The following is a 17,009-nucleotide window of genomic DNA, read 5'->3' as shown; positions in this document are numbered from 1 at the left end:
GAACAAGTTGCGACTGCAACCTGAGGAAGCGTGGCCAACCTGACTGCAAGGAGAAAAATAACTCCAGATACATATCCGACAAAATGGCACGAACTATTTTTGAATGGACGAGTTTGCGAAGTTTAGACGTAGATGTAAAAGACTTGTATTGAACTCTTTTTTATTCGTAACGTTGATTCTGATAGCAGGAGCTTAAATTTGGTTTTCAACAAAGAATCAACTTTTGACATGGTTTAGGTTTTGGTTCGCCTTTTGATTAACCCATTACAGCGACAAAAACGTTGCATTCCCCGATAAAGGGTGATTATCGTTCTTCTATTTTATCATATTTCGATTATTAACAGAAAATACAGATCTCAAATTTTTATGACTATGAAAAAGACATGGATAATTCTGGCCGTGATTGCGGTTGTTGTTCTTTTTGCTTACTCGTCTATTAAAGGTACCTATAACAATATGGTTCGCATGGACGAGGGAGTGAGTGCCAGTTGGGCTCAGGTTGAAAACGTTTATCAACGCCGTGCCGATTTAATTCCCAACCTGGTGAATACCGTAAAAGGCTATGCGTCGCACGAACAGGAGACTCTTCAGGGGGTAATTGAAGCGCGCTCGAAAGCGACTTCTGTAAATCTAAATGCCGACAACTTAACCCCCGAAGCGCTCCAGCAATTTCAGGAGGCTCAAACAGGTTTAAGTTCAGCGCTAAGCAAGCTGATGGTGGTTGTTGAACGCTACCCGGACCTGAAGGCCAATCAGAACTTCCTGGATTTACAAGCTCAATTGGAAGGAACTGAAAACCGGATTGCTGTTGAACGTCGAAAGTTTAATGAGTCAGCTCAAACATTCAACACATTCATACGGACTTTCCCGAAGAATATTTACGCTAGTATGTTCAACTTTGAAAAGAAAGCCTATTTCGAGGCCGAAAAAGGAGCAGAGAAGGCTCCTGTAGTTAACTTCGAAGAATAAAAATTGTATGGCAGTTATAGATTTTTTTACAGAAGAACAAAAAAAGCAGATTACCGATGCGATTAAAACGGCTGAATTAAATACCTCCGGAGAAGTTCGGGTGCATGTTGAAGGTCGTTGCAAAGGGGAAGTGCTGGATTGTGCGGCTTATTGGTTTGGGCAGTTAAAAATGCACAAAACCGATGCTCGGAACGGCGTTTTGTTTTACCTGGCCGTTTACGATCATAAGTTTGCAATCCTGGGAGATGCCGGCATAAATGCCCGGGTTCCTGAAAAATTTTGGGATCAGATTAAACAGCATATGCTTTCACGATTCAAGGAGAACTTGTTTGCAGATGGTTTATCGGAGGGGATTTTAATGGCTGGCGAGCAGTTAAAGAAACACTTCCCGTACCAAAAAGATGATGTTAATGAACTTTCGGATGAAATCTCGTTCGGAAAAAACTAGAAACGATGATGAAACGATTTTTCTTTATAATAGCATTGCTAATTGGTTTTAGCTCCTTTGCGCAGGATATTCCGGATAAACCTAATCCGCCCAGGTTGGTGAATGATTTTGCGAACGTACTTAGCTCGCAGCAAGTTAGTCAGATGGAGGGGGAGTTAGCTCAATTTGCCCGGCAAACTTCAACCCAGATTGTGATTGTTACTGTTCCCAGCCTGAACGGCTACGATGTGTCGGACTTTGCTTTTCAGCTAGGTGAGAAATGGGGCGTTGGTAAGGATGGGAAGGATAATGGAGTGGTTGTACTTTTCAAACCCAAGACTGATGAAGAGCGCGGACAGGTGTTTGTTGCTGTCGGTTACGGGTTGGAAGGAATAATTCCCGACGCAACCGCGAATCGCGATATTATCAATGCTGAAATGATTCCACGGTTTAAACAAGGGGATACGTTTGGTGGATTATATGCAGGAACCAAAGTGATAATGGGTTTAGCGGCACAGGAGTTTACTGCTGAGCAATACCACGAGAAAGTGAGTGGTGGCGGTGGTGCCGGATTTGGGCTTTTTGGCCTCTTTTTAATCATTGTATTTATTCTTACCCTATTCCGCGGTAGACGTGGTTACTATACGGGCGGAAATAGCCTGCCATTTTGGTTGCTTCTTGGCGGATTGATGGGCAGCAGTTCTCATCGTGGTTCGTATGGTAATTTTTCCGGTGGCAGTGGTGGCTTCGGAGGTGGAGGCGGCTTTGGCGGTTTCGGTGGAGGCGGCTTCGGCGGTGGCGGTGCTGGTGGAAGCTGGTAAGCGTCACAATTAAAAAAAGACTAAATCATAATATAGAAGTCTGCAAGCTGATTAAAAGCATGCAGGCTTTTTTTTATGCTGCCTCAGCATGAAGACACCTGCCGGAAATGACAAAGCCATCCGAGAGGGATGGCTTTGTCGTATTCTGATGGTTTGAAATTAATCTTCAGCACCAGCTTCAACGTCCATGATGTCTTTGTCAACCAAAATACGTCCGCAATATTCGCAAACAATAATTTTTTTGCGGTTGGCGATATCCATTTGACGTTGTGGTGGGATTTTATTGAAGCAACCACCGCAGGCGTCACGTTGAACAGTTACAACGGCCAAGCCATTGCGGGCGTTTTTCCGAATCCGTTTAAATGCAGTAAGCAAGCGTGTTTCAATCATGCCTTCGATTTTCTCGCCTTTGCTTTTCAATTTCTCTTCTTCAATTTTCGTCTCAGCGGTAATTTCATCCAGTTCTTTCTTCTTGCGTTCCAAGTCTTCTTCGCGATCAGAAAGCTGAGCTTTTGAACTCTCAATCGTTTCTTTCTTTGTGTTCATTTCAAGGGTGAATTCCTTGATGCGTTTTTCAGAAAGCTCAATTTCCAGCTTCTGGAATTCAATTTCTTTACTCAATGAATCGTACTCGCGATTGTTGCGAACGTTGTTTTGTTGCTCCGTATATTTTGCAATCAATGCTTCCGATTCCTTGATGGCTGATTTCCGGTTTTGGATTGATGTTTCCAGCGTTTTTACGTCATCGTCAAAATTGCTGATCCGGGTTTTAAGACCGGTGATATCATCTTCCAGGTCTTGAACTTCCAACGGAAGCTCGCCACGAAGGGTTTTGATTTTGTCAATATCAGAGGCTACAGTCTGTAGTTCGAAAAGTGCTTTTAGTTTCTCACTAATTGGCACGGTTTTGTCTTCTTCGCGATACTGTGTATTCATATTTTGAAAGCTGTTTTGTTCTTTTTAAATCAAGTAGTTAATCGGATTGGTTTTAACAGCCGATAAACGGATGGCAAATTTAGGGAATTTTTTCGTAAGTAATTCATAAAAAACTTCTTTAGTGAATTGTTCGCTTTCAAAGTGACCAATGTCAGCTAAAACAAGTTTTCCTTCTGCCTCGAAAAACTGATGGTATTTCAGATCGCCGGTGATAAAAATATCCGCATTGGCCGCCATTGCCTGCCGGATGAGGAAACTCCCGGAACCACCACAAACCGCAACTTTATGGATGCTTTTGCCCAGTAAAGGACTGTGTCGAACAACCTGACAGTCGAACTGTTTCTTTACGAATTGAAGAAATTCGTTTTCAGGCACTGGTTGGTTCAGTTCACCGATCATTCCGGCTCCAACCGTTGCAAATTCATTATCGAGCGGATAAATGTCGTAGGCTACCTCTTCGTATGGGTGTGCAACGAGTAAGGCCGAAATAACGCCATTCTGTATGTGCGCGGGGAAGATGGTTTCAAAACGAACTTCTTTTTCGTAATGCAGCTTACCCTGTTCTCCAACAAAAGGATTGGTCTGTTCATTTCCACGAAAGCTACCTTCGCCATTTAAGCGATACCCACACGAGTCATAATTGCCAATGTGTCCGGCTCCGGTTTCGAATACCGCTTGTTGCACCGAAGTCGCATGTGATTCCGGAATGAAGGTGACAAGTTTCTTTAATTGGCCTTTTGCGGGCGCTAATGTTTTGCAGTTTAGAAGGCTCAGACGTTCACAGATTTTACTGTTCACACCACCGTGTACACTGTCCAGATTGGTGTGAGCGGCATAGATGGCAATGTCGTGTTTAATCGCTTTAATCAGGCATCGTTCCACTTCGTTTTTTCCGTTGATTTTTTTGATCCCGCTGAAAATCAGGGGATGATGCGCTATGATTAGCTTGAAGCCTTCGTTGATTGCTTCATCAACTACTTCCTCAGTTACATCCAGACATATCAGGATGTTGTTAATCTCAGTACTTCCGTGTCCCACTAAAAGCCCGGCATTGTCGTAGCTCTCCTGGTAGGCCAGGGGTGCAATCGATTCAATATAGTTTGTTATTTCGCGTATTTGCATGAAGTTAATTTTCCGGGTTTCGAGGTCGTTGCCGAACGAATATAACAGCTCCTAACAGGATTCGACCTTAAAAATCAAAGAGATCGAACGAATGTTAATCCAGTTCGTTTTTTATGTCGATCAGCATTTGCCGAATGGATTGCAGACGTTCAACCATTTCGTGCTGTTCTAATACTTCTTTTTTGTTGTCTTTCAGCTTTTGTTTTGCGCCTTTTAGAGTCAGTCCACGTTCCTTTACCAAATGATGAATCAACTTTAATTGTTCAATGTCATTTTTGGTAAACAAGCGATTCCCCTTCTTGTTCTTGAATGGTTTCAACGCCTCAAATTCGTTTTCCCAATAGCGAATGTGTGAGGTGTTCACCTGAAACATATCAGCAACTTCACTGATAGAATAGTAAATTTTTTCTATTTGAGGCTTCTTGTAAGGCACCAGTATGGCAGATTAGTCGTACGATTGACCGGCATTTACAGAAAGTGCAATCATTCGTTCATATTCGTCGGGGGTCAAATCTTTGAAGTAATAATATTGCGGATTGACCGGTTTTCCGTTTCTATGAACTTCGTAGTGTAGGTGAGGGCCGGAGGATGTTCCTGCATTTCCGACATAGCCAATAACGCTTCCACGTTTCACCTTTTGGCCTTTTTTAACGTTGAATTCGTTCATGTGGCCATACAGTGTTTCGTAGCCAAAACCATGATCAATCACCACCCAGCGTCCAAATCCGCTTCTTGACGTTTCAGCTTCTTTGACCACTCCATCTCCGGTAGCATAAATTTCAGTTCCAATAGGAGCAGTAAAATCCATCCCGTAGTGAAAGCGGCGGATTTTATAAATAGGGTGAATCCGGAATCCCCATCCGGATGCTGTTCTTTTTAGGTCTTTATTTGATACTGGCATAACCGCAGGAATACTGGCCAGCATCTTTTCTTTATTCATGGCTAAACTTACAACTTCGTCGTACGATTTGGACTGTACATACGCTTGTTTGGAAATGATGTCGAGTTTGCGGGCTGTCTTAATAACCAGTTCCGAGTTGTCCAGACTTTCGAGTTGTGAATATTTGTTGATCCCGCCAAATCCGGCATTACGCACTGAACTTGGAATCGGATCGGCTTCAAAAATAACTCTGTAAAGGTTGTCGTCCCGCTCCTGAAGGTCACTGAGCACTTTCTCCACGTCCTTCAGGTTTTTATACATCATTTCGTATTGGGTGAGTAAACGCTGATTCTCGCGTTTCAGAATTTTTGTTTTCGGAGTTTCGTAGAATTGCAGAAAAACCACCAGCATTACGGCACTCATTACCAAGCTGACGGAAAAAAGAACAAGAAGGCGCGATAGTCTAGCTTTAAAGTTGGTTTCAACCTTCACATAGTTCAACGTTTCGGGGTTGAATTTATACTTCGCTTTTACCATAGAAAACCAATTTCTTTTTTACAAGTGTAACAAATTTAAGTAATTAATCTAACTTTGCAAGACTTTTAAATCAAGCTGGTTTGATCGGTGCAAACTTAAGCTTTTTATGCTGGAATGCAGCTTGATAGCAGTGCAATTAAAGCTTTTTAACAAATATTATAACATAGAAGAAACGATGGAGATGAATTCCAAAGCCATTCGGAAAGCCTTTCTGGATTTTTTTATTTCTAAGCAACATACAATCGTTGATTCGGCCCCAATGGTCGTAAAAAATGATCCAACATTGATGTTTACCAATGCTGGAATGAACCAGTTTAAAGACATTTTTCTGGGCAATCAGCCGGCCACATCGGTTCGGATCGCGGATACCCAAAAATGCTTGCGCGTTAGCGGGAAACATAATGATCTGGAGGAAGTTGGGCACGATACTTACCACCATACCATGTTTGAAATGTTAGGAAACTGGTCTTTCGGTGATTATTTTAAAACGGAGGCGATTGATTGGGCATGGGAGTTTCTGCATGATCAGATGGGCATTCCTGCTGACCGTATGTATGCCACTGTTTTCGAAGGAAGTAAAGATGACAACCTGGACCTGGATGCAGAAGCGAAGGATCTTTGGTTGAAATATCTTCCTGCTCAGCGTGTGTTGAACGGAAGTAAAAAGGACAATTTCTGGGAAATGGGCGACACGGGTCCCTGTGGACCTTGTTCCGAGATTCATGTTGATTTACGCGACGATGAAGAGCGGGCGAAGATTCCCGGCAGCGAGTTGGTTAACAAAGATAACCCTCTGGTGATTGAAATCTGGAACTTGGTTTTCATTCAATTTAACCGGAAAGCAGACGGTCGGCTTGAAGAGCTGCCTGCCAAACATGTTGACACCGGAATGGGATTTGAACGGCTTTGTATGGTGTTGCAGGGTAAAAAGTCGAATTACGACACGGATGTTTTCCAGCCTGTTATTGCTGAAATAGCCGCTTTGTGTGGAATTAAATATGGCGAAAACCAGAAGTCGGACATTGCCATGCGCGTTATCGCCGATCACTTGCGGGCGATCTCGTTTGCAATAGCCGACGGACAGCTGCCATCGAATAATAAAGCCGGATATGTAATCCGTCGTATTTTGCGCCGTGCGGTACGGTATGGCTACACGTTCCTGAATTTCCGCGAAGCCTTTATCTTCAAATTGGTTGAAGTGCTTAAGCGCAATATGGGAGATGCTTTCCCGGAATTGAACGCTCAACAGGTGTTGATTGAAAAAGTGATTAAGGAAGAAGAAGAAAGTTTCCTTCGCACACTGTCGACAGGGATTAAATTGCTCGACGAAATCATGGGAAAAGCAAAAGCTGAAACGAAAACGGTTATTGAAGGTAAAGATGCCTTTACTCTATACGATACGTTCGGCTTTCCACTTGATTTAACTGAACTGATTGCCCGTGAAAACAACATGACCGTTGACGGCGCTGGCTTTAACAACGAAATGGATGCGCAGAAAAATCGATCGAGAAATGCGGCACAGCAGGAAACTGACGATTGGGTGGAGCTGATGCGAATTGAATCGACCGAATTTTTGGGCTATGACAAACTGGAAGCGGGGGTTCATATCGCGCGTTACCGAAAAGTGACTCAAAAGAAAAAAACATATTATCAGCTGGTGTTCGATCAGACTCCATTTTACGGAGAATCAGGCGGCCAGGTCGGTGATCAGGGATACATTGAAGCAAAAGGTGTAAAGACCATGGTTTTCGATACGCAGAAAGAAAACAACCTGATCGTACACTTGGTTGAAAGACTGCCGGAAGATCCGGAACGGGCTTTTACAGCAGTTGTTAACGTTGACCGACGGATGCAGGTTGCGAATAATCACACAGCCACACACTTGCTGCATGCTGCCCTGCGCGAAGTGCTGGGAACTCATGTTGAGCAAAAGGGATCGTTGGTGAATGCCGATCATCTGCGTTTTGACTTTTCACATTTTCAGAAAGTATCTGATGAGGAGCTGGCCAGGGTAGAACTGTTGGTCAATGAGAAGATCCGCCGGAATTCGGTTTTGGAAGAAAGAAGAACAATTCCGATTAACGAGGCAAAAAGCCTGGGTGCAATGATGTTGTTTGGCGAGAAATATGGCGACCAGGTTCGTGTGATTAAGTTCGGCGAATCAGTTGAGTTATGCGGAGGAACGCATGTGCAGGCAACCGGTCAAATTGGGTTGCTGAAAATTGTCTCAGAAAGTGCTGTCGCAGCCGGAATCAGGCGTATTGAAGCGATCACAGCGTCTCGTGCCGAGAAGTTCATCAATGATCAGTTGGCGCTGCTTCTTCAGATCAGAGAAGCCATTAAAGGATCGAGCGATGTGTTGGCGAGTGTTTCTGGTTTGGTTCAGCAAAACAATGAGCTGTCAAAGCAAATAGAAAGTTTTCAGCGTGAAGGTTTGAAAATTATGAAATCGAACCTGAAAAGTAAAGTAATGATGGAGAACGGTATCAACATCATTGCCGGTAAGATTGAAATTGACAATGCCGCTTTGGTGAAGGATTTGGCTTTTCAGCTGAAAGGAGAAGTTGAGAATCTGTTCCTTGTAGTTGGTGCCGAAATTGATGGAAAACCATTGTTGACAGTGATGATTTCGGACAATATTGTAGCCGAAAAAGGCTTGCACGCAGGCAAGATCATTCGCGAGGCAGCCAAAGAAATGAAAGGTGGAGGCGGAGGCCAGCCATTTTACGCGACAGCTGGCGGTAAGGACATTGCCGGATTGCAGGCAGCGATTGAAAAGGCTTGTTCATTTCTGAATTAGTAGTCCTTAATTCGAATAGAGATAAAAAAAGCGACCGGCTATGCCGATCGCTTTTTTGTTGTACATATTTGTCACATCTATTCCGTTATTCCAAGAAGGCTGAATAAGAACGCATCTTCGAGGGCTAGTTCCCGAATCCACTCAAAACGACCCGATGCACCGCCATGTCCGTAGTCCATGTTTATTTTCAGGAGTAGGGGGTTGTTGTCGGTTTTCAGATCACGCAGTTTTGCCACCCATTTTGCCGGTTCCCAATATTGAACCTGAGAGTCGTGCAGTCCGGTCGTGACAAGCATGGCCGGGTATTTTTTCGCTTCAACCTGATCGTAAGGCGAATACGAAAGAATGTAATCGTAATATTCCTTGTCCTTCGGGTTGCCCCATTCATCGAACTCGCCGGTGGTAAGGGGAATCGTTTCGTCGAGCATGGTCGTCACCACATCAACAAACGGAACAGCAGCAATTACTCCTCGGTATAAGTCGGGACGCATATTCACAACAGCGCCCATCAGCAAGCCTCCGGCGCTACCTCCTTTGGCAAATAGTTTTTGAGGATTGGTGTAGTTCGCTTCAATGAGATGTTCCGAACAGGCAATAAAGTCGGTGAAGGTATTCATCTTGTTCAGCAGTTTTCCGTCGTCGTACCATTTTCGGCCGTTAACTTGACTGCCACGAATGTGCGCAATAGCATACACAAATCCCCGGTCGAGCAATGAAAGCCGGCTTGAACTGAACGAAGGATCAATGGTATAGCCGTAGGAGCCGTAGCCATAGATCATCGTCGGGTTGTTTCCGTCCTTCTTCATGCCCTTGCGGTAGATGATACTCATTGGTATTTTTGTTCCATCTTCGGCCATCGCGTATTCACGTTTGGCCTCGTAGTTTGTTGGATTGAAATCGCCAAGAACCGGTTGCATTTTCATTAGTTTCCGATCTTTCGTATCCATATTGTAATCGAAAACCGAGGTCGGAGTCGTTAACGAAGAATAGTTGAAACGCAGGTTGTTAGTGTTGTATTCTCGGTTGGTTCCAATGCTGGCCGAATACACTTCTTCGTCGAAAGTAATGTAGTGCTCAGTTCCATTCCAGGGCATTACACGCAGGGAGTTTAATCCCTCTTTGCGTTCCTGTACTACCATGAAATCCTTGAACAGGTCGAAGTCTTCAATGTAAACATCATCGCGTTCAGGTATTACTTCAATCCAGTTTTCTTTTCCCGGCTTGTCAACCGAAGTTTTCATCAGTCGGAAATTCTGAGCGTCGAGATTGGTGCGGATATAAAAGTCGCCTCCGTAGTAATTGACATCGTACTCCAGTCCCCGAATACGCGGTTGAATCACTTTAAATTCACCTTCGGGTTTGTTGGCATCCAGAAACTGGTATTCGGTGGTGAGGGTGCTGTACGAAACGATCATCAGATAATCATTTCCTTTGGTTTTGAAGATTCCGGTGCCAAAGGTTTCGTCGGCTTCGTAAAATACCTCCACATCATCAGAAACCGGACTTCCGAGAATGTGCTTCATCACTTTGATACTTCGCAAGGTTTCTTCATCGCGTAGCGAATAATACACCGTTTTATTGTCGTTTGCCCAAACTATTCCGCCAGTGGTCATTGGAATTTGGTCTTCCAGTAAATCGCCGGTTTCCAAATTTTTAAAGTAGACTGTATAATTACGTCGGCTCACGGTGTCGACTCCATAGGCCAAAATTTTGTTGTTCGGGCTCACTGAATTTCCACCAATAGAAAAATACGCATATCCTTCAGCCATTTTGTTCACATCAAGCAGCAATTCCTCTTCGGTCTCCGTCGATCCTTTTTTGCGGCACAACAGGTAGTACTCGGTTTCGGGCACTGTTCTGGAATAATAATAATAACCGTTAGACAGGTACGGAACCGATTCATCGTCCTGTTTAATCCGACCTTTAATTTCTTCGTATAGCTTTTCCTGCAATGGTTCGGTGTGCGCCATCATTTTGTCGGTGTAAGCGTTTTCGGCATGCAGGTAGTTTTGCACCGCACTATCCTCGCGCTGGTTTAACCAGTAGTAGTTGTCGATCCGTGTATCACCGTGGATCTCAAGTTTATGTGGGATTTTCTTTGCCATAGGGGCTTGGGGTACTTGTTTGTGTTCGCACGAAGCTAAAAAAAATAATACAAAAGAAAATAAGACGAATTGCTTTGTATTCATAGTGATTGTTTTTGATTTCGAATTGTTTGTCTGCAAACAGACCAATAAGTTACACTGAATTTGGGAAATTATTAATGAACGATTTTAGCTTTAACAAACAGGCTCGAATGCTGAAAGTTTATTTTTGCAGCCGATAACTAAGTTTATCGTCGGTGGCCGAAGAGCCTCCGATACGAATGACCTGAGTTCGATTTTAGAATAGAGTAATTTGATCGGTATGGATAACATGGTATTTGATTGCCGGTTTTTCGGGAATACACAATAAGCTATTAATCCTGAAATTAAGTTTGTGACAAAATTTGCATACGACCTTTAAAGGGAATGTTCGAAGGAATAAGTCTATTCAGCTCGTTGCTAATTGTCTAGTTAGTAGAGTGTTTTCTGGTCGTGTTTTGTCTTTCATTTCAGTGCGTTCATTTTCTCCAGTAAATCAGGGTACAGTTCATTTTTTACCCACCTGAAGTCAGGTTCAATGTTCAATATTTTGTTGTAGTATGCTTTGGCATTGCTATAGTCTTCGAGTTCGCTGTGAGCTTGGGCAATCATAGCCAACAAACTCAAATAATTCCAATCCTGGTCGATGTTGGCCTTATTTCGATACATTAAAACTTCAGCTTTTTTATAGTACTCCAGAGCAACTGATTTTGAACCTCCAAAAACAGGAGGTCGGTAGAATTGAGAATTGGCGTATTGGATGTACCCAAACGGATTAGTAGAATCTTGTTTCATTGCCGCCAAGGCACAATCGACACTTTTGGGGCCAATAAATGGAGCTTTAAAGCGGTTTAGGCCTATTCTGAATCCATAAAAAGCAGATTTGTATGAATTTACAAGAGAGGAGTAATTGCCTGTTTTTTCGAGAAAAGTTAGGTTCGTTTCTCCAAGGTCGAGATAGTTTTCTGCTAGTTCACTCTTTTTGTTTCCAATGCACCAGGCGATGAAACCATATTGGTAATTAAGCAGTTCTAGTCTGAATGCAATGCTTTTAACCTCTTGTTGGTTCATCTTGTCGATTGTCTTTTGCCACAAATCCATATCATTCTGAATGTACGCTCTGTAGATGTCGGATTTATTGGATGCAATGACGTTTGAAGAGCATAAAAGCAGACAGAACATCAATGTTAAATAGTTCGCCCTTTCCATTCAGATTGATTTTTAAATTTGTTGATTATTGCTTTGGCGATAAAAAGTCCAATGACTAGTTGCTGCGGGATTAGCAGAACTAAATTTAGCAACATGTTTTGCCTGCTGATAATCGAAATTACAATTCTGGACAAGAGGAATATTGTTAGCGCCAGATAGAATTGAAATAATCCGACCCCATAGAAAATCGCCAAAAGCCCAAATGTGGTGATGAGCCAAAATACGATTGCCAGGGTATACGAATTTCCAAAAAAAGAAGTGACATTTTTCGAAAACCCATTCACCGCTTCTCCAAGGCTATTGTACATGCGGCACTCAACATTGTCGTCCCCCGGAAGGCAAACAACCGAAATTTTATTGTTCTTGTAGTACCGGGCAATATTGATGTCTTCTACTTTGTTGTCTTTAAATTTTTCGTGCGGGCTGGTAGCGAAATACGTTTCGCTTTCGAATAACATAAACTGCCCGTTGGCTGCGGCCAATGAGGTGGACTTGGAATTGCGCACAAGCGCCAATGGCAGAAGTGATAGTAGAATGTAGTTCATATTTGGAACCGTTAATCGTTCGCCGATAGTTTTCATTTTTTGCTTCGGGAATATTGAAAGTAAACCTGATTTGTATTTCACGGCCAGAGCGATACTGTTTGCAATTGCTGAATTTTTCACCTGAACATCGGCGTCTAAAAAAAGCAGATACTTGCCTTTGGCATATTTCGATAGGCTATGGCAGGCGAAATTTTTCCCTAGCCAACCTGAAGGTAGGTTTTCAGAATTTATAAGGGTGATCCGCTGATCGGTTTTTGCAATTTCGGCAACAACTTCCGAAGTTCTGTCGGTTGAAACGTCATTGAAAACAATGATCTCAATGTTTTGATACTCTTGGTTGATCAATGCACTCAGCAAAACCCCAATGTTTTTTTCTTCGTTTCGGGCGGGAATCAAAACAGAAATCAAGGGGGCGGATTTACCCTCAACAGGCTTTAATTGAACGACAAACACGAGATTGCTTAATGCAACCAATAGTTGGATGACGTAGAATGCGACTATAAAATAAGCAATGTAGATCATTTGTTACCTGTTGAGTTCTTTTGGCGTTCAACTGAGCGAGCATAGAATAGGTTGTAGCTTTCCTGAATTGAGTTAATATCAAAAGCGTTACTCTCATATTCTTGCAGATGAATAAAAATACCCGGTTTTCGGTTCGAAAAATAATCGATTAAATTGGCCATAAATACAATTTGAACAGCATTTTGTTTGTCCTTCACGATTCGTTCTACTCCTTTTTCAAAATGAAAAGTCTGGTTGTGGAGGCTCTGAATTTCGCCTTGCGGAAAAATAAGGAGCATGTTTTGGCGATCGTGAAGTAATTTGGCACTATAATTTAATGTATCAACCATGCTTTTCGATTTTTTATTGACCGAAAACCCACCGGTGTATCTGAGAAGCCAATACTTTTGAAGTTGTTCTTCGAGCATCATAAAATGAAATTTCCGGTGCAAGACATTCGAATTGACGTACATGCCCCAGAAGCCATCCCACCAGCTTATGTGGTTCGAAATTAGCAATATGGGGAGTTCTTTTTTGTTCAGATGCCCGATAATTTGAACTGTGCCAAAATGTCGGTTGATAATCCAACCTGCATACTTCTGAAAAAACGGATAAATTAGAAAGTTGTGTTTTGCGGTTAACATTATCGGGATTTTTTGTAAAACAAAAAGTGACAGAGGAACAAGGAACGACAAATTAAACGCGAATCGGTTTGCGATCCAATCAAAAGTCATATTGTGCCGGGCATGGCTTATTTTGAAGCGCCTTTTTCTTTGTCAACTTGTTCTTGAATACTTTTGGAGATACGCTTTTTTAATTCTTCATCTTTCTTGATCATCAGATTTATTTTTTCAATCTCCTTTTCATCTTTTAAGTCCTTGAGTTTTTCTTTTAAAGCTTCTTGTCTTCGGTTGATCTCCTTTAGGGAGTCTTTTTTTAGTTCAAGTTTTTCCGATTTTATCGCCTCGTCAAATATTAAATCTTCCGGAGATTTTTCGTTGGTGGTGTCTTTGGTGGTGACCAGCGCGGGGATGAATTCCTTATCGTCAACTCGTCGTTGGTTCATGAAAGTTGGTGAAACGATTTCAATTTTTACTTTGTGAAGTTGATCCATGACGGATGCGTTAAGCTGTGAGATCGTGCTGAAGTACTTGCTGCTATCTTCCAGAAATCCATGGACTTTGTAAACAACTGAAAAGTCACCCAAGCTTGTTATATACACATACGGATCAGACAGTCCGGCTGCAAGGGCCGCATTTTTTAATGCCTCTTCGATTTTATCGCGAGCTACGTCGTAACCCAATGAGACGGAACTTGAAATTACCGAATTTGTTTTGCGGATCAGTTTAACCGGGTTGTTGGCGATATAGAGATTTGGAATCGTAATGAAATTGCTGTCTTCGAGTTGAATTTCGGTGTGAAAAATACTTTTTTTGATCACTCTCCCATGGAAGTCTCCAATTTTAATCAGATCACCGTTTCGAAAGCGATTCATGGAATTATTCATGATACCCGCAATAAGATTACCAAGAACTGTTGTTGAACTTAAGGCAATACCGGCACTTATGATGATGCCCATAAAACTTAATATTTGCCCTTTTAGCGCTTTGTCAACCGGCAGAACAAGAATGAATGCCAGAATACCAATGAGTGTTAGCAAAAAGGAACTCGCTCCCTTTGTAATATTGCCGCTCGAAATAGTTGATTTAATTCGGTTAAAAACCCAGTTGTTTAAGATTAAAAGTAGCGTCAGTCCAATCAGCACTGCTGTTGGTTCCATCAATGACTCCAATATTTTAAATAGGTGTTCCATCTTTCAATTGCTTTATTGCCGGAATGGATGGTGTGCTGAATTTTTTTTTTGTTCCTTTTTGTCCATCGGCCAAGTGTAGTCCTAAAAGTAATCAATTTCATGCGAGCACAGTCGCCGCTGTGACTGATATTTCTGGTTTTGCTCGTTTTTTAAGTGAATGTAATTGAAACAGTGTTACTGGTTTCTTCAGTTTTAAATTGATTCATGCTGTCGGGAATGGCGTGGGGTGCAAAAAAAGGACGAAATGGCATGGGGAAATTGAGCGATAAGAAATTGCTTGTTGTCTGCACGATCTGTGGTGTTTCTTGCTGTTCCGGTTCGTATCCCCGGGTTGCAGCTTTGTTGCAGAGCCTACTGTTTGGTCATTCGAAGTAGTTTTAGCATTCAGTGCATAGCGATATAGGCCCACAATAAGTCCTTTTAGGAACGAGTCTATTAGCATTCAGTGCAATAAAAAAGCCTGTAAGTGTTGACCTACAGGCTTGAATTACTTTTTGCGGAGAGAGAGGGATTCGAACCCCCGGATCCGTGAAGATCAACGGTTTTCAAGACCGCCGCATTCGACCACTCTGCCATCTCTCCGTTTGCGGTGGCGAAAATAGAAAAAATCTAATTGAAAAAACAACAAATTGCCTGCAGTTTCGGCAGGTTTTTATTAACAGCTTTATTTTGGCATCATTTTTATAGCATATTTGTCCTGAATTTTAAATCACATTGAACTATGAATTTGACAAAATCATCCAATCCGGTTTTTGGACAAAGTGTCTTTAGTCGTTTGGATAGTCGTACTGACTCGGGTGTAATGACCATCAATGGTACGATGAATAAAACCGGTCTCATGTTGTTGATTGTTACGTTTGCCGCTTTATTTACCTGGCGTAAATTCTTCGGTGTAGCTGATTATTCATCGCCCGAAGCAGCTTTTTCGGCCATTTCGCTGTGGATGATCGGTGGTGGAATCGGAGGCTTTATAACGGCTTTGGTAACGGTGTTTCGACCACAAAACTCAAATGTAACCGCACCTTTGTATGCCGTTTTCGAAGGATTGTTTCTGGGAGGGATCTCAGCTTTCTTCGAAAGTATGTACCCAGGTCTGGTGATGCGTGCCGTCGCTTTGACCTTAGGCGTGTTTTTTGTGATGTTGTTATTGTTTCGTAATGGAACCCTGCGTGCCAGCGGAAAATTTAAAATGGGTATTTTGGCTGCTACAGGTGGTATTGCACTGGTCTATTTTGTGAGCTTTATAGCCGGCATGTTTGGCGCCAATCTTGAGTTTTTACACGGGAACAGCAATATAAGTATCGGATTTAGTTTGGTTGTTGTAGTGATTGCTGCTCTGAACCTGATTTTAGATTTCGATTTTATTGAACGCGGATCGAACACCGGTGCGCCAAAAATCATGGAATGGTACGGAGCTTTTGGGTTGATGGTGACATTAATCTGGCTGTATCTGGAAATTCTTCGTTTGCTGGCCAAACTGGCTTCGCGGCGCGACTAAAAACAACTAGCAAGATATTGCCATGCAGGGACTTTCAGTCCCTGTTTTTATTTTAGCACCGGAAGTGTTATTTTCGGGCGGATTTATTCAAGCTAAGCTCTATGCAAATTATCAAGGTAGACGATAAGAAATCGGTGAACGCGTTTCACGAGCTGCCATATACCATATATCAAAACGACTCAAACTGGGTTCCTCCATTGCGAATGATGGTGGAAAATATCTTCGACCCAACCAAGAATAACAGCCTGGAAACGGGCGAGGCAAAACGATGGATGGTTGAGAAGGACGGTCGGATCATTGGTCGGATTTCGGCTTTTGTAACCGAAACGTATGCTCGTAGTTTTGAGCAAGCAACCGGTGGAATCGGCTTTTTTGAATGTGAGAATGATCAGGAGGCGGCAAACCTGCTTTTTGATACGGCGATTGATTGGCTGAAGTCGAAAGGCATGGAGGCGGTTGATGGCCCGATCAATATTGGTGAAAACTTTTTTAATTGGGGAGTTCTGGTCGACGGTTTTATGCAGCAGGGGTTTGGCATGCAGTATAATTTGCCTTACTATGCCAGCTTATTTCAGAATTACGGGTTCGAAGCTTACTACGAACAGCATAGCTATCATCTCGATATTACCAGTCCCGATTTACCGGAGCGCTTCTGGAAAATTGCAGCATGGGCGGCTAAAAAGCCTGGGTATACTTTCGAGAAGTTTCGCTTTGCTGAGAAGGAGCGGTTTATCGCCGATTTCATGGAAATCTACGAACAGGCGTGGGTCAAACACGATAACTACAAGCGCATCGATCCGAAGGATATCCGGGCGATGATTGAGGAGT

Annotated in this window: 14 protein-coding genes, 1 tRNA gene and 1 pseudogene; 6 read left to right on the top strand and 10 right to left on the bottom strand. The window is 42.6% G+C overall.

Annotated elements, in window-relative coordinates; genetic code table 11:
- The first annotated feature begins 372 nt into the window (after nucleotides 1–372).
- The 3 genes from ABZD21_RS14325 to ABZD21_RS14315 are packed head-to-tail and all read left to right on the top strand — an operon-like array spanning nucleotide 373 to nucleotide 2,217.
- Entirely contained in the window at nucleotides 373–969 is a 597-nt protein-coding gene (locus ABZD21_RS14325) for a LemA family protein (protein ID WP_372775742.1), read from the top strand.
- 7 nt (nucleotides 970–976) lie between these two features.
- On the top strand, nucleotides 977–1,417 hold the full coding sequence (locus ABZD21_RS14320; protein ID WP_372775741.1) for a TPM domain-containing protein: 441 nt from the start codon (nucleotides 977–979) through the stop codon (nucleotides 1,415–1,417).
- Nucleotides 1,418–1,422: 5 nt separating this feature from the next.
- Nucleotides 1,423–2,217 carry a YgcG family protein gene (locus ABZD21_RS14315; protein WP_372775740.1) on the top strand — a complete coding sequence of 265 codons (795 nt, stop codon included), beginning with the start codon at nucleotides 1,423–1,425 and terminating at the stop codon, nucleotides 2,215–2,217.
- Nucleotides 2,218–2,376: 159 nt separating this feature from the next.
- Here ABZD21_RS14315 and ABZD21_RS14310 read toward each other — a convergent pair whose 3' ends face one another.
- The 4 genes from ABZD21_RS14310 to ABZD21_RS14295 all read right to left on the bottom strand — a co-directional run bounded on the left by ABZD21_RS14310 (nucleotide 2,377) and on the right by ABZD21_RS14295 (nucleotide 5,692).
- A complete protein-coding gene (locus ABZD21_RS14310) occupies nucleotides 2,377–3,153 on the bottom strand; it encodes a zinc ribbon domain-containing protein (protein ID WP_372775739.1) in 777 nt (258 codons plus the stop codon).
- A 24-nt stretch (nucleotides 3,154–3,177) separates the two neighbouring features.
- Nucleotides 3,178–4,275 (bottom strand): Nif3-like dinuclear metal center hexameric protein, encoded by a 1,098-nt coding sequence (locus ABZD21_RS14305; RefSeq protein WP_372775738.1) that lies wholly within the window; start codon nucleotides 4,273–4,275, stop codon nucleotides 3,178–3,180.
- A 94-nt stretch (nucleotides 4,276–4,369) separates the two neighbouring features.
- Nucleotides 4,370–4,708 carry a MerR family transcriptional regulator gene (locus tag ABZD21_RS14300; protein ID WP_372775737.1) on the bottom strand — a complete coding sequence of 113 codons (339 nt, stop codon included), beginning with the start codon at nucleotides 4,706–4,708 and terminating at the stop codon, nucleotides 4,370–4,372.
- Nucleotides 4,709–4,720: 12 nt separating this feature from the next.
- On the bottom strand, nucleotides 4,721–5,692 hold the full coding sequence (locus tag ABZD21_RS14295; protein WP_372775736.1) for a peptidoglycan DD-metalloendopeptidase family protein: 972 nt from the start codon (nucleotides 5,690–5,692) through the stop codon (nucleotides 4,721–4,723).
- Between the two features lie 175 nt (nucleotides 5,693–5,867).
- Between ABZD21_RS14295 and alaS the strand changes: the two genes are divergently transcribed.
- Nucleotides 5,868–8,492, top strand: a complete 2,625-nt coding sequence (alaS, locus tag ABZD21_RS14290; RefSeq protein WP_372775735.1) for an alanine--tRNA ligase — start codon at nucleotides 5,868–5,870, stop codon at nucleotides 8,490–8,492.
- Between the two features lie 77 nt (nucleotides 8,493–8,569).
- Here alaS and ABZD21_RS14285 read toward each other — a convergent pair whose 3' ends face one another.
- The 6 genes from ABZD21_RS14285 to ABZD21_RS14260 all read right to left on the bottom strand — a co-directional run bounded on the left by ABZD21_RS14285 (nucleotide 8,570) and on the right by ABZD21_RS14260 (nucleotide 15,265).
- Entirely contained in the window at nucleotides 8,570–10,597 is a 2,028-nt protein-coding gene (locus tag ABZD21_RS14285; RefSeq protein WP_372775734.1) for a S9 family peptidase, read from the bottom strand.
- 483 nt (nucleotides 10,598–11,080) lie between these two features.
- Nucleotides 11,081–11,824: a tetratricopeptide repeat protein gene (locus tag ABZD21_RS14280; RefSeq protein ID WP_372775733.1), complete on the bottom strand. Its 744-nt coding sequence runs from the start codon at nucleotides 11,822–11,824 to the stop codon at nucleotides 11,081–11,083.
- Nucleotides 11,803–12,891 carry a glycosyltransferase family 2 protein gene (locus ABZD21_RS14275; protein ID WP_372775732.1) on the bottom strand — a complete coding sequence of 363 codons (1,089 nt, stop codon included), beginning with the start codon at nucleotides 12,889–12,891 and terminating at the stop codon, nucleotides 11,803–11,805. The genes ABZD21_RS14280 and ABZD21_RS14275 overlap by 22 nt, the downstream gene beginning before the upstream one ends.
- The gene (locus ABZD21_RS14270) at nucleotides 12,888–13,514 is read right to left on the bottom strand and encodes a lysophospholipid acyltransferase family protein (RefSeq protein WP_372775731.1); all 627 of its coding nucleotides are present in this window, start codon (nucleotides 13,512–13,514) and stop codon (nucleotides 12,888–12,890) included. Before ABZD21_RS14270 ends, ABZD21_RS14275 begins: the two co-directional genes overlap by 4 nt.
- Before the next feature lie 107 nt (nucleotides 13,515–13,621).
- A complete protein-coding gene (locus ABZD21_RS14265) occupies nucleotides 13,622–14,683 on the bottom strand; it encodes a mechanosensitive ion channel family protein (RefSeq protein ID WP_372775730.1) in 1,062 nt (353 codons plus the stop codon).
- Between the two features lie 497 nt (nucleotides 14,684–15,180).
- A tRNA-Ser gene (locus ABZD21_RS14260) sits at nucleotides 15,181–15,265 on the bottom strand.
- Nucleotides 15,266–15,404: 139 nt separating this feature from the next.
- On the opposite strand from ABZD21_RS14260, the gene ABZD21_RS14255 reads away from it, so the two are divergent.
- Nucleotides 15,405–16,181, top strand: a complete 777-nt coding sequence (locus ABZD21_RS14255) for a Bax inhibitor-1/YccA family protein (protein ID WP_372775729.1) — start codon at nucleotides 15,405–15,407, stop codon at nucleotides 16,179–16,181.
- Between the two features lie 101 nt (nucleotides 16,182–16,282).
- A pseudogene (locus ABZD21_RS14250) lies at nucleotides 16,283–17,009 on the top strand (GNAT family N-acetyltransferase); the annotation flags it as partial.

Origin of the sequence: Mangrovibacterium sp. (genome assembly GCF_041596335.1) — a bacterium.
Lineage (GTDB): Bacteria > Bacteroidota > Bacteroidia > Bacteroidales > Prolixibacteraceae > Mangrovibacterium.
Note: the sequence above shows the minus strand (reverse complement) of the source record. Positions and strands in the feature narration are given on the sequence as shown.

Bases quoted from the DNA above. Each gene is read 5' to 3' on its own strand.
- ABZD21_RS14325 (WP_372775742.1), top strand. From the start codon at position 373: ATGAAAAAGACATGGATAATTCTGGCCGTGATTGCGGTTGTTGTTCTT.
- ABZD21_RS14320 (WP_372775741.1), top strand. From the start codon at position 977: ATGGCAGTTATAGATTTTTTTACAGAAGAACAAAAAAAGCAGATTACC.
- ABZD21_RS14315 (WP_372775740.1), top strand. From the start codon at position 1,423: ATGATGAAACGATTTTTCTTTATAATAGCATTGCTAATTGGTTTTAGC.
- ABZD21_RS14310 (WP_372775739.1), bottom strand. From the start codon at position 3,153: ATGAATACACAGTATCGCGAAGAAGACAAAACCGTGCCAATTAGTGAG.
- ABZD21_RS14305 (WP_372775738.1), bottom strand. From the start codon at position 4,275: ATGCAAATACGCGAAATAACAAACTATATTGAATCGATTGCACCCCTG.
- ABZD21_RS14295 (WP_372775736.1), bottom strand. From the start codon at position 5,692: ATGGTAAAAGCGAAGTATAAATTCAACCCCGAAACGTTGAACTATGTG.
- alaS (WP_372775735.1), top strand. From the start codon at position 5,868: ATGGAGATGAATTCCAAAGCCATTCGGAAAGCCTTTCTGGATTTTTTT.
- ABZD21_RS14285 (WP_372775734.1), bottom strand. From the start codon at position 10,597: ATGGCAAAGAAAATCCCACATAAACTTGAGATCCACGGTGATACACGG.
- ABZD21_RS14280 (WP_372775733.1), bottom strand. From the start codon at position 11,824: ATGGAAAGGGCGAACTATTTAACATTGATGTTCTGTCTGCTTTTATGC.
- ABZD21_RS14275 (WP_372775732.1), bottom strand. From the start codon at position 12,891: ATGATCTACATTGCTTATTTTATAGTCGCATTCTACGTCATCCAACTA.
- ABZD21_RS14270 (WP_372775731.1), bottom strand. From the start codon at position 13,514: ATGTTAACCGCAAAACACAACTTTCTAATTTATCCGTTTTTTCAGAAG.
- ABZD21_RS14265 (WP_372775730.1), bottom strand. From the start codon at position 14,683: ATGGAACACCTATTTAAAATATTGGAGTCATTGATGGAACCAACAGCA.
- ABZD21_RS14255 (WP_372775729.1), top strand. From the start codon at position 15,405: ATGAATTTGACAAAATCATCCAATCCGGTTTTTGGACAAAGTGTCTTT.